At 44.7% G+C, this 23,175-nt stretch carries 19 protein-coding genes; 11 read left to right on the forward strand and 8 right to left on the reverse strand.

Annotation, left to right across the window (positions count from 1 at the left end):
* Nucleotides 1–6 precede the first annotated feature (6 nt).
* The 3 genes from NBH06_RS09135 to xerD all read right to left on the reverse strand — a co-directional run bounded on the left by NBH06_RS09135 (nucleotide 7) and on the right by xerD (nucleotide 5,379).
* Complete coding sequence (locus NBH06_RS09135) at nucleotides 7–2,454, reverse strand: YfhO family protein (protein WP_250793985.1); 2,448 nt, start codon at nucleotides 2,452–2,454, stop codon at nucleotides 7–9.
* A 167-nt stretch (nucleotides 2,455–2,621) separates the two neighbouring features.
* On the reverse strand, nucleotides 2,622–4,304 hold the full coding sequence (locus NBH06_RS09140) for a hypothetical protein (protein WP_250793987.1): 1,683 nt from the start codon (nucleotides 4,302–4,304) through the stop codon (nucleotides 2,622–2,624).
* 163 nt (nucleotides 4,305–4,467) lie between these two features.
* Complete coding sequence (gene xerD, locus NBH06_RS09145; RefSeq protein WP_008863082.1) at nucleotides 4,468–5,379, reverse strand: site-specific tyrosine recombinase XerD; 912 nt, start codon at nucleotides 5,377–5,379, stop codon at nucleotides 4,468–4,470.
* Nucleotides 5,380–5,560: 181 nt separating this feature from the next.
* Between xerD and aroQ the strand changes: the two genes are divergently transcribed.
* Genes aroQ through NBH06_RS09170 form a run of 5 tightly spaced genes read left to right on the forward strand, consistent with a single transcriptional unit; the run spans nucleotide 5,561 to nucleotide 9,731 of the window.
* Nucleotides 5,561–5,986, forward strand: a complete 426-nt coding sequence (gene aroQ / locus NBH06_RS09150; RefSeq protein WP_046410538.1) for a type II 3-dehydroquinate dehydratase — start codon at nucleotides 5,561–5,563, stop codon at nucleotides 5,984–5,986.
* An 11-nt stretch (nucleotides 5,987–5,997) separates the two neighbouring features.
* Nucleotides 5,998–7,461, forward strand: a complete 1,464-nt coding sequence (gene pyk, locus NBH06_RS09155) for a pyruvate kinase (RefSeq protein WP_008863080.1) — start codon at nucleotides 5,998–6,000, stop codon at nucleotides 7,459–7,461.
* Nucleotides 7,458–8,093, forward strand: a complete 636-nt coding sequence (locus NBH06_RS09160) for an O-methyltransferase (protein WP_021891687.1) — start codon at nucleotides 7,458–7,460, stop codon at nucleotides 8,091–8,093. The genes pyk and NBH06_RS09160 overlap by 4 nt, the downstream gene beginning before the upstream one ends.
* A gap of 51 nt (nucleotides 8,094–8,144) precedes the next feature.
* Nucleotides 8,145–8,480 (forward strand): 30S ribosome-binding factor RbfA, encoded by a 336-nt coding sequence (rbfA, locus tag NBH06_RS09165; protein WP_008863078.1) that lies wholly within the window; start codon nucleotides 8,145–8,147, stop codon nucleotides 8,478–8,480.
* A 9-nt stretch (nucleotides 8,481–8,489) separates the two neighbouring features.
* Nucleotides 8,490–9,731, forward strand: a complete 1,242-nt coding sequence (locus NBH06_RS09170; protein ID WP_021891688.1) for an FtsX-like permease family protein — start codon at nucleotides 8,490–8,492, stop codon at nucleotides 9,729–9,731.
* Nucleotides 9,732–9,836: 105 nt separating this feature from the next.
* Here the strand turns inward: NBH06_RS09170 and NBH06_RS09175 are convergent, their stop codons facing one another.
* From NBH06_RS09175 to NBH06_RS09185, 3 genes are all read right to left on the reverse strand, one after another.
* Nucleotides 9,837–10,232, reverse strand: a complete 396-nt coding sequence (locus tag NBH06_RS09175; RefSeq protein WP_008863076.1) for an HIT family protein — start codon at nucleotides 10,230–10,232, stop codon at nucleotides 9,837–9,839.
* A gap of 283 nt (nucleotides 10,233–10,515) precedes the next feature.
* Nucleotides 10,516–10,986: a transcription elongation factor GreA gene (gene greA, locus NBH06_RS09180; RefSeq protein ID WP_008863075.1), complete on the reverse strand. Its 471-nt coding sequence runs from the start codon at nucleotides 10,984–10,986 to the stop codon at nucleotides 10,516–10,518.
* 242 nt (nucleotides 10,987–11,228) lie between these two features.
* Entirely contained in the window at nucleotides 11,229–12,368 is a 1,140-nt protein-coding gene (locus NBH06_RS09185; protein ID WP_195330654.1) for a TlpA disulfide reductase family protein, read from the reverse strand.
* A gap of 452 nt (nucleotides 12,369–12,820) precedes the next feature.
* Between NBH06_RS09185 and pnp the strand changes: the two genes are divergently transcribed.
* The 6 genes from pnp to NBH06_RS09215 all read left to right on the forward strand — a co-directional run bounded on the left by pnp (nucleotide 12,821) and on the right by NBH06_RS09215 (nucleotide 21,575).
* A complete protein-coding gene (gene pnp / locus NBH06_RS09190; RefSeq protein ID WP_021891690.1) occupies nucleotides 12,821–14,989 on the forward strand; it encodes a polyribonucleotide nucleotidyltransferase in 2,169 nt (722 codons plus the stop codon).
* Between the two features lie 731 nt (nucleotides 14,990–15,720).
* Nucleotides 15,721–17,190 (forward strand): RNA polymerase factor sigma-54, encoded by a 1,470-nt coding sequence (gene rpoN, locus NBH06_RS09195; RefSeq protein ID WP_155012900.1) that lies wholly within the window; start codon nucleotides 15,721–15,723, stop codon nucleotides 17,188–17,190.
* 21 nt (nucleotides 17,191–17,211) lie between these two features.
* Nucleotides 17,212–17,826 carry a phosphatase PAP2 family protein gene (locus tag NBH06_RS09200; protein WP_046413699.1) on the forward strand — a complete coding sequence of 205 codons (615 nt, stop codon included), beginning with the start codon at nucleotides 17,212–17,214 and terminating at the stop codon, nucleotides 17,824–17,826.
* 25 nt (nucleotides 17,827–17,851) lie between these two features.
* Nucleotides 17,852–18,358, forward strand: coding sequence for a 5-(carboxyamino)imidazole ribonucleotide mutase (gene purE / locus NBH06_RS09205; RefSeq protein ID WP_155012899.1), 507 nt, complete (start codon nucleotides 17,852–17,854; stop codon nucleotides 18,356–18,358).
* A gap of 19 nt (nucleotides 18,359–18,377) precedes the next feature.
* On the forward strand, nucleotides 18,378–20,189 hold the full coding sequence (locus NBH06_RS09210) for a 4-hydroxy-3-methylbut-2-en-1-yl diphosphate synthase (RefSeq protein WP_250793989.1): 1,812 nt from the start codon (nucleotides 18,378–18,380) through the stop codon (nucleotides 20,187–20,189).
* A gap of 18 nt (nucleotides 20,190–20,207) precedes the next feature.
* A complete protein-coding gene (locus tag NBH06_RS09215) occupies nucleotides 20,208–21,575 on the forward strand; it encodes an MATE family efflux transporter (protein ID WP_250793991.1) in 1,368 nt (455 codons plus the stop codon).
* A 61-nt stretch (nucleotides 21,576–21,636) separates the two neighbouring features.
* Here NBH06_RS09215 and NBH06_RS09220 read toward each other — a convergent pair whose 3' ends face one another.
* Together NBH06_RS09220 and NBH06_RS09225 are read right to left on the reverse strand one after the other, a co-directional pair.
* Nucleotides 21,637–22,098 carry an Lrp/AsnC family transcriptional regulator gene (locus NBH06_RS09220; RefSeq protein ID WP_008863066.1) on the reverse strand — a complete coding sequence of 154 codons (462 nt, stop codon included), beginning with the start codon at nucleotides 22,096–22,098 and terminating at the stop codon, nucleotides 21,637–21,639.
* Between the two features lie 199 nt (nucleotides 22,099–22,297).
* Entirely contained in the window at nucleotides 22,298–23,170 is an 873-nt protein-coding gene (locus NBH06_RS09225; protein WP_250793993.1) for an FKBP-type peptidyl-prolyl cis-trans isomerase N-terminal domain-containing protein, read from the reverse strand.
* Nucleotides 23,171–23,175: the final 5 nt, after the last annotated feature.

The following is a 23,175-nucleotide window of genomic DNA, read 5'->3' on the forward strand; positions in this document are numbered from 1 at the left end:
GTATTCCTAATCTTCCACAGACAAATCGTTACGCTTTTTCCACGCTCCAAGCCCCACCACTACAAATGCTCCCAAGATAAGGAACAAAGAAACATAGGCAACCGCTTCGGTCGTATGAACCGATTGCGGGTCGAAACGGAAAATGACTTCGTGGTCTCCGGCGGGAAGATTTACCGCCCGCAGCACATAATTCACCCTCGCCATATCGACCGGTTTTCCATCGACTGTCACTTGCCAGCCCCACGGGAAATATATCTCTGAGAAAACAGCCAATCCACCATTTCGGGATTGGTAACGATAAGTCAATTCATCTGGTTTGTATGCTGTCTCATAAATCGTATCACCGGCAACCGGAGGAATGATTTTCTCACCGATTTCATTCTTGAATTTACGATCGGCCACCGCTGTAAACGACGGATCGAAATCGGTAATCGCCTCCATCTCGGAATCGGCATTATCAACCCATTTCACTTCCGAAACGAACCATGCGTTCCCCAAAGCTCCGGGATTGCGTACCACCGTCTCTTTTCCGTTTTCGAGAGGTTGGATAATATAACGGGTGTTCAACATATTCAATACCGCAGGATTGGCATTCACCAACTGATGCTCTATCAAGTCTTGATAACGACGCAACTTGGCGGCATGGTATCCTCCCACCGATTTATGATAATACGAAGTACGAGGCTCGTTGAAACTTGCCTCCAAAGTTGGTCCCGCAGCAGCATTCAATACTCTGTAATTCATATCTTTGTCTTGCAAGATATAACGATCGGCCTCGGTCATGGGGAAAGGATTGGTTTTCCGGGCAGCAGTCACGAAGTTACCGCTATTGAGATAACGTTTATTGACCGGATACATATCGCCGATAAGAACTACGACCAACGCAACCATTACCACAGTCGAACCTAACTTCTTCTCCCTCAAAAGCCACAAAGCGACAAAGCCCAATGCAACAATAACGAACGAACGCCATGCATCGGCCGTGAATATAGCTCGTCGAGCCTCGGCTATCCCGGCGAATAACTCTCCATAACCGGGTTGCTGTATAGCCTCCAATTCATAATCTTTCAAGAAATCATCGAACAAACCGGGGAACAAGGCCGCCAATAAGGCAATCCCCCCCACTATACCGCCGCTCAAATAGAACGACCATTTTTCTCTTTTAAGAATCGAGGGATCGTCGAATATCTTTTTCAATGCCAACACAGCGAGCAGAGGCATACAAAACTCGGCAACGACCAAAATACTCGAAACGGTACGGAACCGGTTATACATGGGGAAATAATCGATAAACCAGTCGGTAAACCACATCATATTCTTCCCCCATGACAGCATAACGGTCAATATAGTTACTACAAGCAATGCCCATTTCAACGGAGTATGAACGATAAAACACCCCAATACGAACAAAAAGAAAATCAACGCACCCACGTAAACGGGCCCAGACGTGAAAGGCTGGTCACCCCAGTATCGGTCGACCTGAGACAAATAAGGACGGATTTGAGGATCGGCAGCCTTCGTCGCATGCTCATTCTCGGAGAGCAGTCCACTGGCTCCTCCCTTACTGTCGGGAATAAGCAGGGTAAGCGTCTCCATCTTACCATAACTCCATTGAGTAATATAATCCTTATCCAATCCGCTGCCCGTATTTTCTTGGGAATTGTCTTGCGATGTCAGCTCGGTATGTCCACCTCGCATGGATTCCTTCGAATACTTATAGGTATGATACAGATTCGAGGCATTCGCTCCGACAGCCAATAAAGCGGCGATAACCAATACTCCGGTGGCTTTGAAAAAGCGAGGCAACGTATGCGAACGATAATGTTCTACCGCATAGGCAATCACTACGGCAAGGATAACAAACAAAAAATAATAGGACATTTGCACATGGTTCGACATGATTTGCAATGCCCCGAACAGAGCAGCCAACGCTCCACCCAACAGATATTTACCCCGATAGGCCAGCACGATACCGGCGATCGTCGGCGGGATATAAGCCAAAGTAATAAACTTCCAAATGTGCCCCGCCGCGATAATAATGAAAAAATAGGAAGAAAACGCATAGGCTATCGCCCCAAAGGCTGCCAGATACCAACGGACATTCAGCGACAACATAAGGATATAAAAGCCCAACATCATGATAAACAACAAAGACACCGGCGAAACCAGCCACAAGTTGTAGATCTTTTGCAATCCTTTCAACGGTTCATTGCTCGCATAGCTCGGAGCTATTTGGAACGTGGGCATACCGGAGAATACCGTACCCGTCCAACGAGGCATTTCTCCGGTCTCTTCGGCATACGTTTTCGCCTCATGCCCGATAGCTAAACCTTGTTGGGTGTCATGTTGAAACAATATTTTCCCTTCGATTACATCGGGACAAAAATAAACGAACGATAATAATACAAACACCAATACCGGCAATAATGCCCAAAAATTCCTACGGTTTTTCATTTCTCCAAATCTGTATATTCTGTGCAAATGTACGAGTTTAACCGAAATAATCCCACTTCAAGAAGAACAATCTGAAACAAAAACGTTTATCTTCTATTCCTTTATACAAAAAAGCCGGAGCTGCACTGGGCAACTCCGGCTCTATTAATAAAGACTTATCTTCTATCTTATTTCACAAGCGAAGCGATATCGAATTTTGCAAATTCAAGATCGGTAGCAGCTTGTTGGGCTTTCGAAGAATCCATGCTGATAGATTTCTTCAAGTTGGAAACAACCATTTGTTCGTTGTTGGTACGAGCACCCAAAACAGCCATCAAATAGTATGTATTGGCATTAGGAGCTTCAACACCGGCCAAAGTAGCTTTTGCTTTGCTGTAATCTTTCGTCAAGATTTGAGCCAAAGCAGCATTGTTGGATTTAACATTGCCGAATGCTTTAACAGCTGCGTTATAGTCACCTTTCTTCATGTAGAATACACCCAATGCTTCGTTCAATTCTTCTACACCAGCAGATTTACCAAATGCTTGTTCTGCCTTAGCATAGTCGTTATTAGCCAAGCTGATCAAGCCTTGATTCATAGCAACTTCGGGAGTATTGGGAGCAATGCGGGCAGCTTTTGCAAAGTTGTTTTGAGCAGCAGCCAAATCGCCTTCTTCGTATTGAACCATACCCAAGTTGTTGTATCCACGATAATCGTTAGGATAGATTTCAACGACTTTTGCATAAATAGCGGCTTTTTCTTTATTGGTCTTTACCAAAGTAGCGGCATAAAGCAATTCGTCAACAGAAAGAGCTTTGGCATCTTCCTTAGCCAATTTCGAAATTTCTTCGTCAGATTTACCGATAACGTTTACAGAAGCTGTGATTCTCGAATAACGCAATTGGGGAAGAATTTCTTCGGCCAATACTTTGAACACAGAAGACATGTTCTTGATTTCACGTTCGCGTTGTTCAGGATCGGAATACATTGAAAGAACATTCAAAATAAGTTCTTTGTCTTGGATATTCGATTTCGAAACCAATTCTTTGAAACCTTCCCAGTCTTGAGCTGTAAATTCGGCAGTCATATCGGCATCGATTTTACCTTTCTTCAAGCTCTTCTTCATATAGTTAACCGTATTTTTCTCACGGTTTTCAGCCAAAGTCGTATTCAACTTAACACCACCATCGGGAGAAGCGTAAGAAGCGACATTGATATTGGTCAATTCCTTATTAGGAGCTTCGGTAGCAGCTTTGATTTCATTGTGCAAAGCGTTCATTTGTTCCGATTTCAATTGCTCAGAACGCAAGTTGGCTTGTTGAATAAGGAACATAATGTCGGCAGAATATTTTTCTTCTATGATACGTTGGAACTTATCGGGCGTAATAGCAGGATTCAATTCTTGTGCGTTAGCGATCTCGGCCGTAGAAATAACGCCTTCTGCAACAGTTACACGAGGAAGGTCATACGTTTTTTTGCCTCTTTGTACCTTAAATGCCAATTGCAATTCCGATTTCCGCATAGCAGGAATGTATTTGAAATTAACCGGCATTGAAACAACGCCACCCATTTTATAAGAAATGGCTTGGTCGTTACCTTCTACTTTTTCACCTTGATAAACAAACGGAGTTCCGGCAGTTTCACCGTCGGCATAAACCAAATACGGAGTTACGGTTACAACCGATTTCTTATCGAAATATTTTTCAGGGAAAGTTCCAGTAACCGTTGCAGGAACTTGACCGCCCACTACTTCAAGAGGAGAAGGGGTTACCGTAAAATAATCGGCCGATAACGGCTTCATGTCTTTGTTACACCCTACAAATGCTAGTGTCATGAGAAGCATTAGAGGAAGATAGATTTTCTTAATCATAATAATAATTGTTTGGTTACACTTATTTTTTGAAATATTACTTTTATAGTCAACTGTTTAAAAACAAAATACTCCTATTGCGGTTAATATTTAAGGCAAAAATAAACAAAAATAGAACACTCCCACTATTTTTATACAAATTTTTTTATCTAACCTTCATAATTTATAAGGTTTTCTTATTTCTGGGGTGGTGTTGCAATATCTCTTGTCGTAAAAACTGCCGGTCGAGATGAGTATATATTTCTGTCGTAGTGATACTTTCATGGCCCAACATCTGTTGTATTGCCCGTAAATTGGCTCCTCCTTCCAACAGATGGGTAGCAAATGTATGCCGCAACGTGTGCGGACTGACTTTTTTACGAATGCCACATCTTTCACAAGCCCTCTTGATAATATAGAAGATCATTACTCTGGTGAGTTGTGTCCCCCGGCGATTCAGAAACAAAATATTCTCGTTGCCCCGCTTTATATCGAGGGATAGCCGATCATCTATATAAGGACGAATTTCTTTAATCGCTTTCTCTGAAATAGGAACCAACCTCTGCTTTTTACCCTTACCTTCCACGATGATATAACCGTCGTTAAAATAGAGGTTGGACATACGAAGCCCCACCAATTCGGAAACACGAAGGCCACAACTATACAATGTTTCTACAATCGCTCGATTGCGGCGTTCTTCCGGTTTCGACAGGTCGAACGAATTGACTAGCTCGTCCACCTCCTCTACTGTCAACACGTCGGGCAATTTCATACCCAATTTAGGAGTCTCTATCAATTCCGAAGGATTCGTATCGATGCATTTCTCCATTCTCAAAAAATTGAAAAAAGATTTTATCCCCGAAATAATACGAGCCTGCGACCGTGCACCGATACCCAAATCTTGTAATGTAGCGACAAACTGATGCAAATCGGCTCCTGTAACGGTTCTCCAATCCAAATTTTCCGAGTCGATAAAGTCAACCAGCTTTTCTACATCGGACATATAACCGGCTATCGTATTCTCCGAAAGCCCTCGTTCCAGTCTCAAATAACGACTAAAACGTTTTAACAAATTATCCGTATCAACTAATGCCATTTTCTTTTTATCCGATATCTCATTTTTTTTCTGTAATTTTGCACTAAATTCAGGAGTAGTTTTTTGAGCTTTTATACAAAACAAAGCTACGCTAATGGCAGACTATTCCGTATCTTGATGAAAATAGGCAAAATCGAAGAGAATACGAAACATGTATTTCTCCTTACAAAGATAGTGATTTATGAATATTCTTATTATTAACGGGCCGAATCTTAACCTTTTGGGGAAGAGAGAAAAAAGCATTTACGGAGAAAAAAGTTTCGAAGATTATCTCTGTGAATTGCAGCAACGTTATGCCCAACACCACATTGCATACTATCAATCCAACATAGAGGGCGAACTCATCGGAAAAATTCAAGAAGCCGGTTTTTCCTGCGACGGCATTGTCCTTAACGCTGGTGCATACACACACACGTCTATTGCAATCGGCGATGCCATACGAGCAGTGCCCGCCCCCGTTATAGAGGTGCACATCTCCAATATACATGCCCGGGAAGAGTATCGGCACACGTCAATGATAGCCGCCGCAGCGAAGGGGTCGATCATCGGATTCGGACTCGACTCATACCGGCTCGCCATAGAAGCTCTAATTGAAAACGAACGATAAATTAATCATATATGTCCAAATATACCAAAATAGTAGCCACCATTTCCGACGCTCGTTGCGACGTCGATTTTATCAAGCAGCTATACGAAAGCGGCATGAATGTGGTGCGTATGAATTCGGCCCATTTGCAAGAAGAAGGATTTCAAAAAATCATCGACAACGTGCGTGCCGTTTCGAACAAAATAGCCATTTTAATGGATACAAAAGGACCCGAAGTGCGTACTACCGCATTGTCGGGGGATTCAAACATTTTGTTTTCGACGGGCGACATCGTTCGCATCACGGGAAAAGAAGGAACATTGACCGGCAACGGATATATCGGGGTGAGTTATCCCCGTTTTGCAGAGGACCTTTCCATAGGCAGCCACATACTTATCGATGACGGAGAGCTCGAATTTGTCGTGCGAAAAAAAGAGAACGACGATTTGTTGTGCGAATCGCTCAACAACGGAGAGCTGGGTGCACGCAAAAGCGTAAATGTACCGGGAGTACGGATTAACCTACCGTCTCTCACAGAAAAAGACATTCGCAATATCCGCTATGCCATTAAACAAAATATCGACTTCATCGCTCACTCGTTCGTACGCAGCAAACAAGATGTTCTCGATATACAGGCTATACTCGACGAGTACAAAAGCCCCATCAAGATTATCGCCAAGATAGAGAATCAAGAGGGTGTGGATAATATCGACGAGATACTCGAAGCCGCCTATGGGGTAATGGTCGCGCGAGGCGATTTGGGAATAGAAGTTCCCCAAGAAAAAATCCCCGGCATACAGGCTCGACTGATTAAAAAATGCATACAGGCCAAGAAACCGGTAATCGTAGCGACACAAATGTTGCACTCGATGATAAAAAATCCCCGGCCTACCCGTGCCGAAGTTACCGACATCGCCAATGCCATTTATCAACATACCGATGCGCTTATGCTCAGCGGTGAAACGGCTTATGGGAAATATCCTGTCGAAGCGGTGGCGACTATGGCCCGTGTAGCCGAAGAGGCCGAAAACAACAAACTCACGGAAAACAACATTCGGGTAGTCTCGACCGACGACCCCGATGTCACTTCGTTCCTTGCCAAACAAGCCGTAAAAACGTTTAACAAATTGGGCACGAAAGCTATCGTTACCGACAGTTACACAGGACGAACCGCCCGTTATGTCGCTGCCTTTCGCGGCAGATATCCGGTATTGGCGATTTGTTATTACGAGCGGACAATACGGTTATTGGCCCTCTCATACGGCGTCTTCCCGTTATATCAGGAACGAACCCGTACTTCCCGCGAATATTTGTTCAACGGGCTAAACCATCTCATGGAACAACACCTGATAAACCGAGACGATTTAATCGCCTATCTGGGCGGCGGATTCGGTGAAGGAAAAGGAACGACGTTCTTAGAAATCAATCGAGTGGGAGAAGTTCTCGATAACTTCGACCACTATACGCTACCCAACATGGAAGATACCGAAGCATGACGCCCGAACTGGAAGAATACATATTGACCCACATCGACAAGGAAGACGAGCTGCTCGCTTCTCTCGACAGAAACACCCATCTCTACCACTTGCGCCCGCGCATGGTATCGGGTCATCTGCAAGGGAGGATTCTCAAAATGTTCTGCCGCATGATCCGGCCGCACAGAATATTGGAACTGGGAACCTTCACCGGATATTCGGCCTTGTGCTTGGCCGAAGGACTGACCGAGGGCGGCGAAGTACACACCATAGAGATCGACGACGAGATAGAAGATTTCACCCGCAGTTATTTCGATAAATCTCCGTTACGCGACCGGATAAAATTGATTATAGGCGATGCTTCGGACATCATTCCGACACTAACCGACACGTACGACATCGTGTTTATCGATGCCAACAAAAGGGACTACTTGAAATATTACGAGCTCGTATTGCCGAAGGTGCGACCGGAAGGGTTCATTCTTGCCGATAATACCCTATGGGACGGGAAAGTCGTGACCGACCCGAACAGCCGCGATGCCCAAACCATAGGAATAGAACGGTTCAACGACTTCGTCGCGACCGACAATCGGGTAGAAAAAATTATACTTCCCTTACGAGACGGACTCACGATCTTATGGAAAAAACCATAATTTCGCCGGATATACGAGGTAAAACTTTGTTATTTATTAAAACCACCTATTATGGAAACAACCAGACAAAACAAAATAAGCCGACTGCTCCAAAAAGAATTGAGCGACATATTCTTGGCAGAAACCCGTAAAACACATGGGATAATCATATCGGTAAGCGTAGTGCGGGTAAGTCCCGACCTAAGTACGGCAAAAGCCTACCTGAGTATTTTCCCGCCGGAAAAGAGCGCAGAAATGATAGAAAACATCAATGCCAATACGAAAACCATTCGGTACGAGCTTTCACAGCGGGTACGTTACCAGTTGAGAAAAACTCCCGAACTGTCGTTTTTCCTCGACGATTCGCTCGACTACATCGAAAACATAGATTCTCTACTGAAAAAGTAAACGCTCCCTATGAACCGCCTCGCCCGGAAAATAGCATGGCGTTACTTGTTTTCAAAAAAATCGCATAGCGCCATCAATGCCATATCGATTGTCTCGGTATGCGGGGTGGCTATCACTACGTTGGCTCTCGTCTGCACGCTATCGGTCTACAACGGATTTACAGAGCTGATAGGCTCGCTCTACTCCCAAATAGACCCGCAGATAAAAATAACCCCGTTACAAGGCAAAACTCTCGACACCGAAGAAGAGGCTATCGAGCAAATCGCCGAATGGAGCGAGGTGAAAACATTCACACCCGTCATCGAAGAAAACGCCCTCTGCATATACAAAGACCGGCAACGGCCTGTTTTAGTGAAAGGCGTACCCGACAATTATACAGAGCTTTCCCACATACAAGATATCGTCACGAGCGGAACGTTCCAACTCAACGACGGCAGAATCGACTACGTATCATTAGGTATCGGCGTAGCCGGACAACTCGGCGTTGTCGCCAACTCTCCTTATCCGGTAGAATTGTACGCTCCCAATCGGTTGGGAAAAGTCAATCTGGCCAATCCGTCACAGTCGTTCAACGGGAGACGTATTTTCGTCTCATCGACATTCTGCGCCAACCAAGCCATCTATGACGACCAGCTCGCCATCATACCCTTGTCGACGGCTCGCGAGATGTTCAGTTACACTACCGAAGCGACCGCTATCGAGCTACGCCTCACTCCAACGACAAATGAAAACGAATTTGCGAAAAAATTGAGAGAGCACCTCGGTGACGCTTATCGGGTGGCGACCCACATACAGCAAAACGACTGGTACAAATGGGTGCAAATAGAGAAATGGATCACATTTCTTATTTTATCGTTCATTCTGATGATTGCCACATTCAACGTAATCGGAGCCTTGTCGATGCTTATTATCGACAAAAAACGGGATATAGATACACTACAAAACCTCGGAGCCGACGACAGACTCATTTCTAAAATCTTCCTTGTCGAAGGGTGGCTCATTTCGGCTATCGGGGCTGGTTCGGGACTCATCTTGGGAGTCATACTCTGCTATCTGCAACAAGAATACGGAATACTGAAATTGGGCAGTTCCGAAGGCGTGTTTATTACCGACGCCTATCCGGTGAAGCTGGAACTCCTCGACACGCTGGCAGTCACAGCCATCGTCCTCATTCTGGGATTCGTGACCGCTTGGTATCCGGCCAAATTTCTGAGAAAAAGACTTCTGACAGCCAAACAAAACGAACAATAACCTACCACACTCCGTCACTGCATGTCACCCGCCCTATCTCATCTTATGATGACCGACGAAAGATTCATTAAAACCAATGCCTACGCTTTTTAAGGGCACTAAGAATCATTCCATTTCCCGAGCGATAGCTTCGGCAATAGCTTGCATCTCGGTAGATTCAAGAGAAAGTTTGTCCCGGAAAAAATTCATATCCGCTTCCTTGTTAATAGGAACGAGGTGAATATGAGTATGCGGGACTTCGAGTCCCATAACAGCGACTCCCACTCGCTTACAAGGAATCGCTTTCTCGATAGCTTTTGCCACCCGTTTGGCAAATCGGGTAAGACCCACATAAGTCTCATCGTCCAAATCGAAAATATAATCGACCTCTTGTTTGGGAATAACCAAAGTATGACCTTTGGCAACGGGACTGATGTCTAAAAAAGCAAAGTAGTTTTCATCTTCGGCTACTTTATAGCACGGTATTTCACCGGCAACGATACGACTGAAAATAGATGCCATAATTTCGTGATTTTAGGTCTACAAATATAGTGAAAGTTGAGTGCAAAGACAAATGGAAATCATATTTCCGATTCGGCTATGCCGAACCGTATCCCATAAATATAGCGAAAATCAAACACAAAAAAGCTAAGCTCGCTGAGACTTTTCGACAAGACACTCTATATTAATGTGAAAAGAAACAGGGTGACAAAAAATATTCCCCCTTTCTGCGAACTATAGGAGAGAAAGGGGGAATATCTATAATAAAAAAGCCGGTGTGCATAACTCGCACATCGGCTTATGCCTAAATAGAAATATCTACGATCTCGAACGACATCAATCCAGAAGGCACTTGAATCTCTGCGATGTCTCCGACTTTCTTGCCCAACAGTCCTTTGGCGATAGGCGTCGTGGCCGAGATTTTTCCTTCTCTCAAATTGGCTTCGGACTCAGATACGATAGTGTAGGTCATTACCGCCCCGTTCTTCACATTTTTAATTTTTACTGTATTCAAAATCTGAACCGTATGGGTGTTCAATTTACTCTCGTCGATAAAGCGTGCATTCGCCACTAAATCTTTCAACTGAGAAATTTTCATTTCGAGCATTCCTTGCGCCTCTTTGGCGGCATCGTACTCGGCATTTTCCGAGAGATCTCCTTTATCACGTGCCTCACCGATAGCCCGTGAGATTTCGGGACGCTTCACATTTTCGAGATAAGCGATCTCTTCCATCAATTTTTTGTAACCTTCTTCGGTCATGTACGTAATAGCCATAATCTAACTCCTATAGTTTATATTAAATAATTTTCTCATCGAGATGTCGTTTCAATTTTTCGAAGGTTCCAATATCACTTGGAAATTTCAAAACGGCTCCTAAACAAAAAAGAAATCCCGCCGTTTGTCGGGACTCCTTTTTGTGCTTTCAATGTGACAAAGATACTCTCTTTTTTTTTATCTTCCAAAAAAAAACAACGATATTCGTCCAAAAGTTCATTTTCCGAACCTCGTATCGAACCTTAAAGCCGAGACTGTACCGCGTTTTCTATTTCATCGACTTTTTCTATCCGTTTTACAATACCGTCATTCCTATCGATAACAAAGCATGTAGGCAGTGTCTTCACATTATACATGGCGGCATTATGCGAATAAACACTTTGAGGATCTCGCACACAAATCCACGGGAGATTATCGGCCGCAACTTTCCAAGCCTGCTCGTCGGCATCCAAAGAAACTTGATATATTTCCAACCCTTTCGACTTGTATTTTTTATAGAGCTCGGCCAACTTCATATTATACACCGGAGAATAATCGGCCTGATAGGCGGTAAAACTCAGAAGAACGACTTTACCAGCATCGACAAAATTGGACAAGACCTTTTTCCGTCCTCGCAAATCGTATAATTCCATATCCAGAAAATTGGCTGTGCTCGCTTCAATTTCGGACTTTTCCTTTTGCGCAGCACGCTCAGCGGCAATAGCAGCCAGTGTCATGTTCTTCAATTGTTTGGATCGAGGCGAATCGGGATAAAGCGAATCGAATCCCGTAGCGACGGCAGCTATCAATTTTCGGTCATCGGCATCATAAGGATCAAATATTTTATCTCCGTTTATTTCTTGAAAAACAATATAATATGCAGTTGCCGAGGCCGGATTTTCCAATACCAAATCGAACATTTTCTTTTTATAGGCGGCCAAATCTTCGATTGCCTGCTTCCGCAAATCGTCGACACGGTCGCTATTGGAAGACATGGCTCGGGACAGTTCATCGATTCGTTTTTTTAACTTGGCGCTTTCCTGAGCGACAATGCGCATCTTCACACATTCGTCCGACCCTGTAAGTTCATAGTCATTGGCAAAATCGGCCGCATTCGCCGAGAGGTTCAATGTTTCGGTCGAATCTATGGCCAAATGTATGATGGACTTGTCCAATCTCAATTGATAAAACTCAGGATACTGCGGAGCATGATACTTGAATTTAAACCGACCGTCCTTATCCAATTCGACAGAATCGAGAAGCTCTGTACCATTCACAGCCAACGACTCTAAATACAGTACTTGTCCATCGGCATCGGCCACGCGTCCCTGAATGGAAAATTTCTTATTGTCGCACGAGGTTATCACCAACGCCATTGCACACCCAAATACCCACTTTTTCATTTCCGTATATGTTATAAATTATGTTCCTTTCTTCAATTGCAAAGATAGTATACGCCGAGAGTAGAAGCAAATTCACTTAATTATACCGGGGCATAACCTATTTCGCACTATGCAAAGATAATGCAAATGAAGACAGAAGCAAAACACATTTCAATTACATTGATTTTCACTATCAATGGCAAAAATAGTGCAAATCGAAAGTAGAAACAAGTTTACTCGACATATACCGAGGTACAGGTTACTCCCGCATTCGCCGTAAACGGTCACATAATCGAGAAGCTCGCGCAAGCAAAATGTCAGGAGAAAGTATAAAAAAACGAAATTAAACCGACTCAGACTCCTCTCTACGTATTCTATTTTCGCATTTTTATTTCATAATCATAGTTTTACTTTCAAACTTTCATTATCTTTGCACGATTTTGAGAAGGAAAAAATAAAGAAAAATCGATTTTATGATTAAACAAGTTATTAAGAAGACCATCGATTTGGGTGATGGAAGGACCATCACCATCGAAACCGGCAAGCTAGCCAAGCAAGCCGATGGAGCCGTCGAGGTTCGCATGGGCAACACCATGCTGCTGGCTACCGTATGTTCGGCCCAAGAAGCCGGTGAAGGCGTGGATTTCATGCCTCTGCAAGTAGAATATAAAGAACGTTTCTCTGCTTTCGGCCGTTTCCCCGGAGGTTTCACCAAAAGAGAAGGCCGTGCTTCGGATTACGAAATACTTACTTCCCGTTTAGTGGATCGTGTATTGCGCCCTTTGTTCCCCGAAAATTATCATGCCGACACATTCGTGAACATCATGTTATTTTCGAGCGACGGCGTAGATATGCCCGACGCTTTGGCCGGTCTTGCCGCTTCGGCAGCTTTGGCCGTTTCGGACATTCCTTTCAATGGCCCTATCTCGGAAGTACGAGTTGCCCGTATCGATGGTAAATTCAAAATAAATCCCACTTTCGCCGAATTGGAGAAAGCCGATATGGACTTAATGGTGGGAGCCACTTATGAAAATATTATGATGGTAGAAGGCGAAATGGACGAAGTTTCGGAGGCCGATTTGCTCGAAGCATTGAAAGCCGCCCACGAAGCTATCAAGGTTCATTGCCTTGTACAAAAAGAATTGGCAGAAGCCGTAGGCTCTACCGTGAAAAGAGAATATTGCCACGAGACCAACGATGAAGAGTTGAGAAAAGACGTTTGGGCAAAATGCTACGACAAAGCATACGCTATCGCACGTTCGGGAAATGCCGACAAGCATGCCCGCCAAAACGCTTTCGACGCGATTGTCGACGAATACTTAGCCGGCATGAGCGAAGAAGATGCCGCCGAAAAAGGAGCTCTTGTAAAACGCTACTACCACGATGTAGAAAAAGAAGCTGTTCGCCGTTGTATTCTCGATGAGGGTATTCGTTTGGACGGACGTACTACCACACAAATTCGTCCTATCTGGTGCGAAGTCGATTATATACCCGGACCTCATGGATCGGCAGTCTTCACTCGCGGTGAAACGCAATCTTTATCGACTGTAACTCTCGGAACCAAACTCGACGAGAAAATTCTTGACGACGTGTTGAATCAAGGTCGCGACCGTTTCTTGTTGCACTATAACTTCCCCCCCTTCTCCACTGGCGAAGCCAAAGCTCAACGTGGCGTAGGTCGTCGTGAAATAGGACACGGAAACTTGGCGAACCGTGCGCTTAAACGCATGATTCCTGCCGATTATCCTTACGTGGTACGTGTAGTTTCGGATATTCTCGAATCAAACGGTTCCTCCTCGATGGCAACGGTTTGTGCCGGGACATTGGCTCTTATGGATGCCGGTGTGAAAATCAAGAAACCGGTATCGGGCATAGCTATGGGATTGATTACCGATAAAGACAATGTGAAATATGCCATTCTCTCGGATATTCTCGGTGACGAAGACCACCTCGGGGATATGGACTTCAAAGTGACCGGAACTCGCGACGGTATCACAGCGACCCAAATGGATATCAAGTGCGACGGACTTTCTTACGAAGTTTTGGAAAAAGCATTGAACCAAGCCCGCGAAGGTCGTCTGCACATTCTTAATATTATCACCGACACTATCGCCGAACCTCGCGCCGACTTGAAACCGCATGCGCCTCGTATCGAAACGATGATTATCCCGAAAGACATGATCGGAGCCGTAATAGGCCCGGGCGGAAAAATTATCCAAAGCATACAGGAAGCCAGCGGAGCTGTGGTTACTATCGATGAAATCAACAACGAGGGACACATAGAAATATCTGCCGCTAACCTCGATTCTATCAAAGATGCCATACGTCGTATCAAATCCATCACGGCTCAACCCGAAGAGGGAGAAACTTATACCGGAGTCGTTAAATCGATTTTACCCTTCGGCGCTTTCGTAGAAATTCTTCCGGGAAAAGACGGATTACTCCACATCTCGGAAATCAGCTGGGATCGCCTCGAATCGATGGAGACATCGGGCATCCATGAAGGAGACGAAGTAACGGTAAAACTCATCGAAATAGACAAAAAAACCGGGAAATACCGCTTGTCTATGAAGGCGCTGTTGCCCCGCCCCGAAAGAGCTCCCCGCAGCGACCGTCATTCTCGTAACGACAACAACCAATAAGAATCACTTATTTGCCGCATAAAAGCCGTGTATTTCCCATACACGGCTTTTTTTATTCGCAATAAGAACAAGCTCTTCCCCCTCATGTTTCGCAAAAGATATAGCGAAGAAGCGTTGAATCCCCCTTAATACTATGGAAAGCAAGGCTCAGGAGGAAATTAGTGAAGATTGTCTTTTAAATTCTCTCTTGTATTTGCGAGTAGGAGTGAAAAGAATATTCGCAGTGACATCTTAGTTCCCCACCCTCAGCTCATCGCAGATGAGATAGGGAGAACGCTCGTAAGGCGAGAGGATTAAATATCCGATACAAACAGCCTAATGTGATGTTGTTTTCAACCCCTCCGTCACTTCGTGCCACCTCCCCTATATTTTGTTTGACAACCAAACACAGGGGAGGAGGTTTTAATTAAGCAAGAATCAACCTTTTACTGAAAAGTCTGGAATGTGGTTATCTACAAAAATTTCATCGCTAAAATTCATGTCTACCCCACGAGGTTTTACTGAACCGAAAGCAGCAGAGAGTCTCACCATATAGTTTCAAAAACACCGGCAGCAACCATTTCGAAAGAATGTAGCTCCAACTTATTCATATTTCTTTTATTTGTAAAATACCCTTGAAAAACAGCTCTCGAATACAGGCTGAAAAAATAAAAACAGCTTCTAAAAATTCTCATTTTTTTACTTATTTAGAGCAAAAATAGCTATCTTCGTTTGCAAATCACTCACAGCTTATGGCAGCACTGAAACAGCAGTTGCAACAAAAATTGCAACAGAAACTATCGCCCCAGCAGATACAGTTGATTCGACTCCTCGAACTTACCGAAATCGAATTTGAAGAACGCGTACAACAAGAACTGGTCGATAATCCCGCCTTAGAAGAAGGACGGGAAGAAATCCCGGACAGCATAAACGAATTCGATGCCAACGCCGATGAAGACGGAAATCCGGGAGAATCGGCAGAGGAACTTACATTGGGTGATTATCGCAACGAAGAAGATATACCGGACTACCGACTCGAAGCCGACAACTACTCGAAAGATGACAAAAAAGAAGACATTCCATTCGTATCGGCCTCTTCATTTCACGATTACCTCGAAAGCCAGTTGGGAGAGCTTTCTCTCGACGAAACCTCCTATCAAATTGCTCAATACATTATTGGGAATATAGATGACAACGGTTATTTACAGAGACCGATACAAGCTATTTCGGACGATCTTATTTTTCAAGTAGGTTTAGACGTTCCGGCGAGCCAAGTAGAAGATATTTTACAAATGATTCAGGAGTTCGAACCGGCCGGTGTCGGAGCTTCGAATTTACGGGAATGCCTGCTACTCCAATTAGAGCGCCACGAAGGGACTCCTGCCAACTTATTGGCTTACAAGATTATCGACAAAATGTTCGAAGAATTCTCTAAAAAGCATTACGACAAAATCATGCGTCAATGTAATGTTTGCGAAGAAGAACTGAAACAAGCCATACGAGAAATCACGCTACTTAATCCCAAGCCCGGAAGCGCATGGAACAACAGCTATTCGGGCAGCTCGGAACATCACATTATTCCCGACTTTTTTGTCGAAGCGCAAGATGGGGAGTTAACCATCGGGCTAAATAACGGGAATATACCCGAACTACACGTAAGCCGGGATTATCAGGATATGTTCGACGATTATTCCTCGAACAAACAAAACCAGACTCGGGAAAAACGGGATGCCCTGTTATTCGTCAAACAAAAACTCGATGCGGCGCAATGGTTTGTCAATGCCGTAAAACAACGGCAGGAAACACTGCTGAGCACAATTAAAGTCATCGTAGATTTACAAAAAGATTTTTTCCTCACCGGCGACGAACGCAACTTGAAACCCATGATTCTGAAAGATGTCGCCGAACGTGCGGGATATGACATTTCTACCATCTCCCGAGCCAGCAACAGCAAATACGTGCAAACAAATTTCGGCATTTATCCGTTAAAATATTTCTTTTCCGAATCTATGCAAAACGAGGCCGGAGAAGAAGTCTCTACCCGGGAAATCAAAAGATTGTTGGAAGAACTGGTAGACCACGAAGACAAACATAAGCCCCTCTCGGACGACAAGCTGTGCGAGCTGCTGCAACAAAAGGGCTATCCGATAGCCCGGCGTACGATCGCCAAATACAGGGAACAGCTATCGATACCGGTAGCCCGATTGCGAAAAGAAATTTGAATGAATCAAACCGAACGACACATGAAACTATTAGCCACGATTCTATCGACTATATTCCACCCGTTATTGATGCCGACTTACGGAATCGCCATCGCACTTTATACGTCCTATATGAGAGTCTTCGGTGACAGACTGTTAGGAATCATCGTCATAGGCGTATTGCTCACCACTTGCATACTTCCGTCCTTAGGCATATTTATCCTCTACAAAACAGGTCATATCAGCGATTTCAGACTTCACAACCGTACCGAGCGTACCGTCCCGTATATCATCAACTTCGTTTGTTATATCGCATGTTATCTCTACTTATACCGTTTCGGGATACCGAATTGGATACTCTCTTTCATAGCGGGTGCAATCGTCTCGCTTATCATTTCTTTATTTATCAACCGATATTGGAAAATAAGCGCACACATGGTAGCGGCCGGAGCGATGGTTGTATTGGTATTCCTAATGAGCATTTATAGATTAATGCTCACGCCCTATATATTCCCCTTGCAAATAGCCATCATTTTGCTTGCAGGACTCGTCGGCTCTTCTCGTATTTTACTGAATCGACACACGATCGGCCAAGTAGGTGCGGGATTTGCGTTAGGAGCCATGTGCTGCGGATTTTTATTTTTCCTATTCATATAAAACCAATCACAGACATATATTTATTATGAAACCAATCGTAAGTATAATTATGGGCAGCACGTCCGACCTTCCTATCATGGAAAAAGCCGCCAAGCTGCTCGACGAGTGCGAAATCCCGTTCGAAATGTTGGCCTTATCGGCACATCGTACCCCTGCGGAAGTTGAGGAATTCGCTAAAAACGCTCGTTCCAGAGGAATAAAAGTTATCATTGCCGCCGCAGGTATGGCCGCACATCTGCCCGGTGTTATCGCTTCGATGACTACACTGCCCGTGATAGGAGTTCCCATCAAATCGGGTATGGAAGGACTCGATGCCTTGCTCGCCATCGTGCAAATGCCTCCCGGAATCCCCGTCGCTACGGTAGGAATCAACGCAGCCCTCAACGCAGCGATTCTCGCCACTCAGATATTGGCGCTCGGTGACGAAACCGTCGCTTCGAAAGTAGAAAAATACAAAACCGGACTTACGAAAAAAATCGTTGATGCCAACCAAGAACTCGCATCGATAAAATATAAATTCAAGACCAATTGATTCCATAGTTTCCCTTGTCATGGACTACTATAATTACCACCGCAGGAAAAGCAGTATCGTACAGATAGGAAACACACCTCTCGGAGGTGAATATCCCGTACGCATACAATCGATGACCAATACCTCCACACTGGATACTGCGGCCAGCGTGGACCAATGCATACGCATCATTCAAGCGGGAGCCGACTATGTGAGGCTCACGGCACAAGGAGTGAGGGAAGCGGAAAATTTAGGCGAAATCAAAAGAGAGTTAATTGCCAGAGGCTATACGACACCTTTGGTCGCCGATATCCACTTCAACCCGAAAGCTGCCGATGCCGCCGCCTACACCGTAGATAAAGTGCGTATAAATCCGGGTAATTTCGTCGATAGTGCCCGCACTTTCAAACAACTGTCCTATACAGACGAAGAATATACCGCCGAGTTGCAAAAGCTCAAAGAGAGGTTCATTCCATTTCTGAATATTTGCAAAGAACAACACACGGCAATACGTTTAGGAGTGAATCACGGTTCTCTGTCGGACCGTATCATGAGCCGTTATGGAGATACCCCCGAAGGTATGGTGGAATCGTGTATGGAGTTTTTGAGAATCTGCCGCTCGGAAAATTTCGACAACGTGGTAATCTCCATCAAGGCATCAAATACGGTAGTCATGGTACGAACCGTTCGGCTACTTATCGAAACGATGGAATCGGAAGGTATGAATTATCCGCTTCATTTGGGAGTCACCGAGGCCGGAGACGGTGAGGACGGAAGAATAAAATCGGCGGTAGGCATAGGAACACTGCTGGCCGACGGGATAGGCGATACTATAAGAGTGTCGTTAAGCGAGGCTCCCGAAGCCGAAATCCCGGTAGCTTGCAAGCTGGTGAATTATATTACGGCAAGAACCGGCCACAAACCGATAACAGCCCCCGACATACCGCTGGAACAAATGGCAGCCCGAGAGAGGGAGAGTTGCAATTGTATCGGCGGCAACCAACAGCCCGTAGTTATCGTCGAAGGAGAGCCACAAACAGGGACACGCGCCGATTTCTACTACACACACGACCGAGCAGTCGGCGGCGATATCCGTTCTATCGTAGATTTTGCACACTACCACGGGGAAAACGACACCTATCCGTTATTTCAAATGCACGAATTATCTGCATTGAAATCGACTCCGGCGACTGTCCGCTTCCTACAAGCCGATACAGCCGACCTGTCGGAAGAACTTATCGGCGAGCTGTCGCAGGAATCGGGAATAGTTCTTATTCTCTCCGCGCGGCATACCAACCCGGTAGGAGACCTGCGGGCGGCATTGGCACGGCTTACCGCGGCAAACTGCAAACTCCCGGTCGTGTTCATGGCCGAATACGAAGAAAAAGAGAGCGAAGACCTGCAAGTGAAAGCAGGGGCCGATTTCGGGCCGTTCCTGCTCGATAACCTCATCGATGGCATATTCCTTCGCAATAATGGAAATATCTCGTCTCAGCGACTCACAGACTATATGTTCACGATTTTACAGGCCGCACGCAAGCGATTCAGTAAAACAGAATATATTTCTTGTCCGAGTTGCGGCAGAACCATGTTCGATTTACAAACTACAATCGCCCGTGTCAAAGCGGCGACCTCACACCTTACCGGACTAAAAATCGGTATCATGGGATGCATTGTAAACGGGCCGGGAGAGATGGCCGATGCCGACTACGGATACGTAGGAGCCGGGCGCGACAAAGTGAGTTTGTACAAAGGTAAAGAGTGTATCGAAAAGAACATACCCGAAGAGATGGCTATCGAAAAACTGATAGCTCTCATCAAAGCCCACGGCGATTGGAGCGATCCTTCCTAAGTGCCGACTACTCCAAACATGGAAAACCAAAACGATATTCACAGAGAACAGACTTCACTTCCGGTAGGGAAACTGCTTTGGAAGTACTCTGTTCCGGCGATTGTCGGTACAATGGTTATGTCTCTGTATAATGTCATCGACCGCATTTTTATCGGTCAGGGCGTAGGAGCCGATGCCATTTCGGGCTTAGCTCTGACCTTTCCTATCATGTCGTTGGCAGGGGCTATCGGTATGTTGGTAGGGCTGGGAGCATCGGCTCGCATTTCAATCGTTTTGGGACAGAACGACAAAGTCAAAGCCGAAAAAATTTTGGCAAACAGTCTTGTACTTTCGCTCTCGTTTGCCGTTTGTTACCTTACCTTCTTCTCGGTTTACATGGACGATATACTGCGCAGTTTCGGCGGCAGCGACCGCACCATTCCATATGCCAGAGAGTTTCTCATCTACATCATGCCGGGTATGCTCTGCACCAATCTTTGTTATAGTTTCAACAATATGATGCGAGCTTCGGGGTATCCGGGGAAAGCCATGTACACCATGCTCATAGGTGCTTTCTCCAATCTTATCCTCGCACCGATTTTCATTTTCTGGCTAGATTGGGGAATAAAAGGCGCAGCCATAGCGACAGATATAGCTATGGCCATTTCGGCAGCATTTGTCATGATACATTTCTTCAACCCTAAAAGCCAGTTGCGATTCCATCGTCGATACTTCAAACTCGAATGGGGAATCCTGTTCAACATCGTTTCCATCGGGTTAGCTCCGTTTTTGGTCAATGTAGCCAGCAGCGTTATCAATGCGATCATCAACACATCGCTCTATCGGTATGGGGGAGACGAGGCGATAGGTGCATTCGGTATTTTCAACAGTTACGCCACATTGGTCGTTATGCTCATTATCGGGTTGTGTCAAGGCATGCAACCCATCGTAGGGTACAATTACGGTGCGGGCAATTACGCCAGAACGAAAAAAGCATTCGTTTTAACCGGCATCGTAGCGACCATTTGCGGTACGGCCGGGTGGATAGGTTCAACCTTTTTCCCGTATTACATTATACGGGCCTTCACCACCGATACGAACCTCATCGATGTAGCCATACACGGGATGCGCATCGTTATGGGTGTATTCCCGATTGTCGGATTCCAAATCGTCACCACCAACCTGTTCCAATCCTTAGGTATGGCTTCTAAGTCCATTTTCCTCAGCTTGACCCGACAAGTCATATTCCTGATTCCGTTACTACTTATTTTTCCCCGAATATATGCCTTGAACGGTATATGGATAGCCATGCCGGTTTCCGATACAATCGCTACCGCCATCACTCTGTTATTACTTTGGAGAACCGATAAAAAACTACAAAATAAAAATTCGGTTATTACCCGGTGATTTAAAACGAGAAGAGTCTGCCCCAAGACAGACTCTCCCTATTTCACTCTACGAAAAATAATCACTTCTTCATGACCGGAATTTCGCGGTTCATGCTTTGTTCCAACGAAATAAGAGTTTCCGTCGAAACCACTCCGTGGATATTCTGTATTTTGTCATTAAGCAACTCCATCAAATGCTCGTTATCGCGAGCGTATAATTTGCAAAGCATTGTGTAAGGCCCCGTCGTAAAATGGCATTCTACTACTTCGGGAATCTTTTCGAGCTCGGGAACGACATCGCGATACATCGAACCTTTCTCCAATTTCACCCCGATATAAGTACACGTCCTGAAACCCAAAGATTTAGGATTTACATGGTATCCCGATCCGGTAATAACATGCATGTCGATCATACGCTGAATACGTTGATGAATAGCAGCGCGGGAAACACCGCATTCGGCAGCCACATCTTTCGACGGAATGCGGGCATTGCGCATTATAATTTCGAGAATCTGACGATCAAGGTTATCAATCTTTTCCATAAAATTTTAATATATAAATCATTTTGCGACAAAAATATCATTTCTTTTTTAATAAACAGCTATATTTTATCTATTTTTTGACAAAAAGACAAACAAAAGTTTATTCTTAATCTATTATTAGCATTTTATCTGACATTTTTTCACAAAAAAGTGCCACTCAAACAAGAGCGGCACTTCAAAATATTTATAGAAAATCTATCTATTTGACAATATCCAAAACCTCTACTTCAAATACAAGAGTCGAATTGGTCGGGATTTTATCGCCTCCGCCACGAACTCCGTAACCCAGTTCGGCAGGAATATACAAGATATATTTACCGCCTTTTTGCATCAACTGCAAACCTTCTCCAAAGCCTTTAACGACTTGCGTAGGAGAGAAAGTAGCGCTTGCATTGGAATCGAATTGGGTTCCGTCGATCAAAGTTCCTTTGTAAGATACTTTCGCACGTTGATTGGATTGTACTTTATCGCCTTTTCCTTCTTTAACGACCTTATAAAGAAGTCCCGATTCAGTTTTTACCACACCTTCTTCTTTGGCTTTTTCAGCAAGGAAAGCCTCGCCTTTCGCCAAATTTTCTTTGGCTTCGGGAGTCTCGGCCAAACGAGCGAGTTCTTCTTTTTCCTTAGCTTCGGCAGCTGCTCTGAAAATAGCATCGAGAACCGAATTGGATTGCATAGCCGAAATCAACAAAGTCGTATCGCCGTCCATAGCTTGTTTATAAGCCTGAACGAATGTCGGGATATCGATCTCCACACCGGTTCCTTGTTTGATATTATTCAACATCTCCTTAATATAAAGGCCCTGACTCAATCCCATTTCATATGAACGCTGTGTAGAATCGGTTTTCAAGGCAGCGGCCAAACCTTTCATAAAATCATTGGGATCGATATTTTTAAGCTGTTCGTACATACCCGATTTCAGGGCTTCTCCAAAACGGGCGCCATTAGAAACACCCAGAGCATAGCTTGCGCTATCTGCCGCATTTTCCAACTTAGTAGCGGCCTTGTTTCCGCAAGAAGACATTGCCGTCAAACCGGCGAGTGCCACACAAAATAAAATAGTCTTTTTCATTGTTT

The organism is Barnesiella sp. B2-R-119 (genome assembly GCF_023656675.1).
Lineage (GTDB): Bacteria > Bacteroidota > Bacteroidia > Bacteroidales > Barnesiellaceae > Barnesiella > Barnesiella intestinihominis.

Bases quoted from the DNA above. Each gene is read 5' to 3' on its own strand.
- NBH06_RS09135 (WP_250793985.1), bottom strand. From the start codon at position 2,454: ATGAAAAACCGTAGGAATTTTTGGGCATTATTGCCGGTATTGGTGTTT.
- NBH06_RS09140 (WP_250793987.1), bottom strand. From the start codon at position 4,304: ATGATTAAGAAAATCTATCTTCCTCTAATGCTTCTCATGACACTAGCA.
- xerD (WP_008863082.1), bottom strand. From the start codon at position 5,379: ATGGCATTAGTTGATACGGATAATTTGTTAAAACGTTTTAGTCGTTAT.
- aroQ (WP_046410538.1), top strand. From the start codon at position 5,561: ATGAATATTCTTATTATTAACGGGCCGAATCTTAACCTTTTGGGGAAG.
- pyk (WP_008863080.1), top strand. From the start codon at position 5,998: ATGTCCAAATATACCAAAATAGTAGCCACCATTTCCGACGCTCGTTGC.
- NBH06_RS09160 (WP_021891687.1), top strand. From the start codon at position 7,458: ATGACGCCCGAACTGGAAGAATACATATTGACCCACATCGACAAGGAA.
- rbfA (WP_008863078.1), top strand. From the start codon at position 8,145: ATGGAAACAACCAGACAAAACAAAATAAGCCGACTGCTCCAAAAAGAA.
- NBH06_RS09170 (WP_021891688.1), top strand. From the start codon at position 8,490: ATGAACCGCCTCGCCCGGAAAATAGCATGGCGTTACTTGTTTTCAAAA.
- NBH06_RS09175 (WP_008863076.1), bottom strand. From the start codon at position 10,232: ATGGCATCTATTTTCAGTCGTATCGTTGCCGGTGAAATACCGTGCTAT.
- greA (WP_008863075.1), bottom strand. From the start codon at position 10,986: ATGGCTATTACGTACATGACCGAAGAAGGTTACAAAAAATTGATGGAA.
- NBH06_RS09185 (WP_195330654.1), bottom strand. From the start codon at position 12,368: ATGAAAAAGTGGGTATTTGGGTGTGCAATGGCGTTGGTGATAACCTCG.
- pnp (WP_021891690.1), top strand. From the start codon at position 12,821: ATGATTAAACAAGTTATTAAGAAGACCATCGATTTGGGTGATGGAAGG.
- rpoN (WP_155012900.1), top strand. From the start codon at position 15,721: ATGGCAGCACTGAAACAGCAGTTGCAACAAAAATTGCAACAGAAACTA.
- NBH06_RS09200 (WP_046413699.1), top strand. From the start codon at position 17,212: ATGAAACTATTAGCCACGATTCTATCGACTATATTCCACCCGTTATTG.
- purE (WP_155012899.1), top strand. From the start codon at position 17,852: ATGAAACCAATCGTAAGTATAATTATGGGCAGCACGTCCGACCTTCCT.
- NBH06_RS09210 (WP_250793989.1), top strand. From the start codon at position 18,378: ATGGACTACTATAATTACCACCGCAGGAAAAGCAGTATCGTACAGATA.
- NBH06_RS09215 (WP_250793991.1), top strand. From the start codon at position 20,208: ATGGAAAACCAAAACGATATTCACAGAGAACAGACTTCACTTCCGGTA.
- NBH06_RS09220 (WP_008863066.1), bottom strand. From the start codon at position 22,098: ATGGAAAAGATTGATAACCTTGATCGTCAGATTCTCGAAATTATAATG.
- NBH06_RS09225 (WP_250793993.1), bottom strand. From the start codon at position 23,170: ATGAAAAAGACTATTTTATTTTGTGTGGCACTCGCCGGTTTGACGGCA.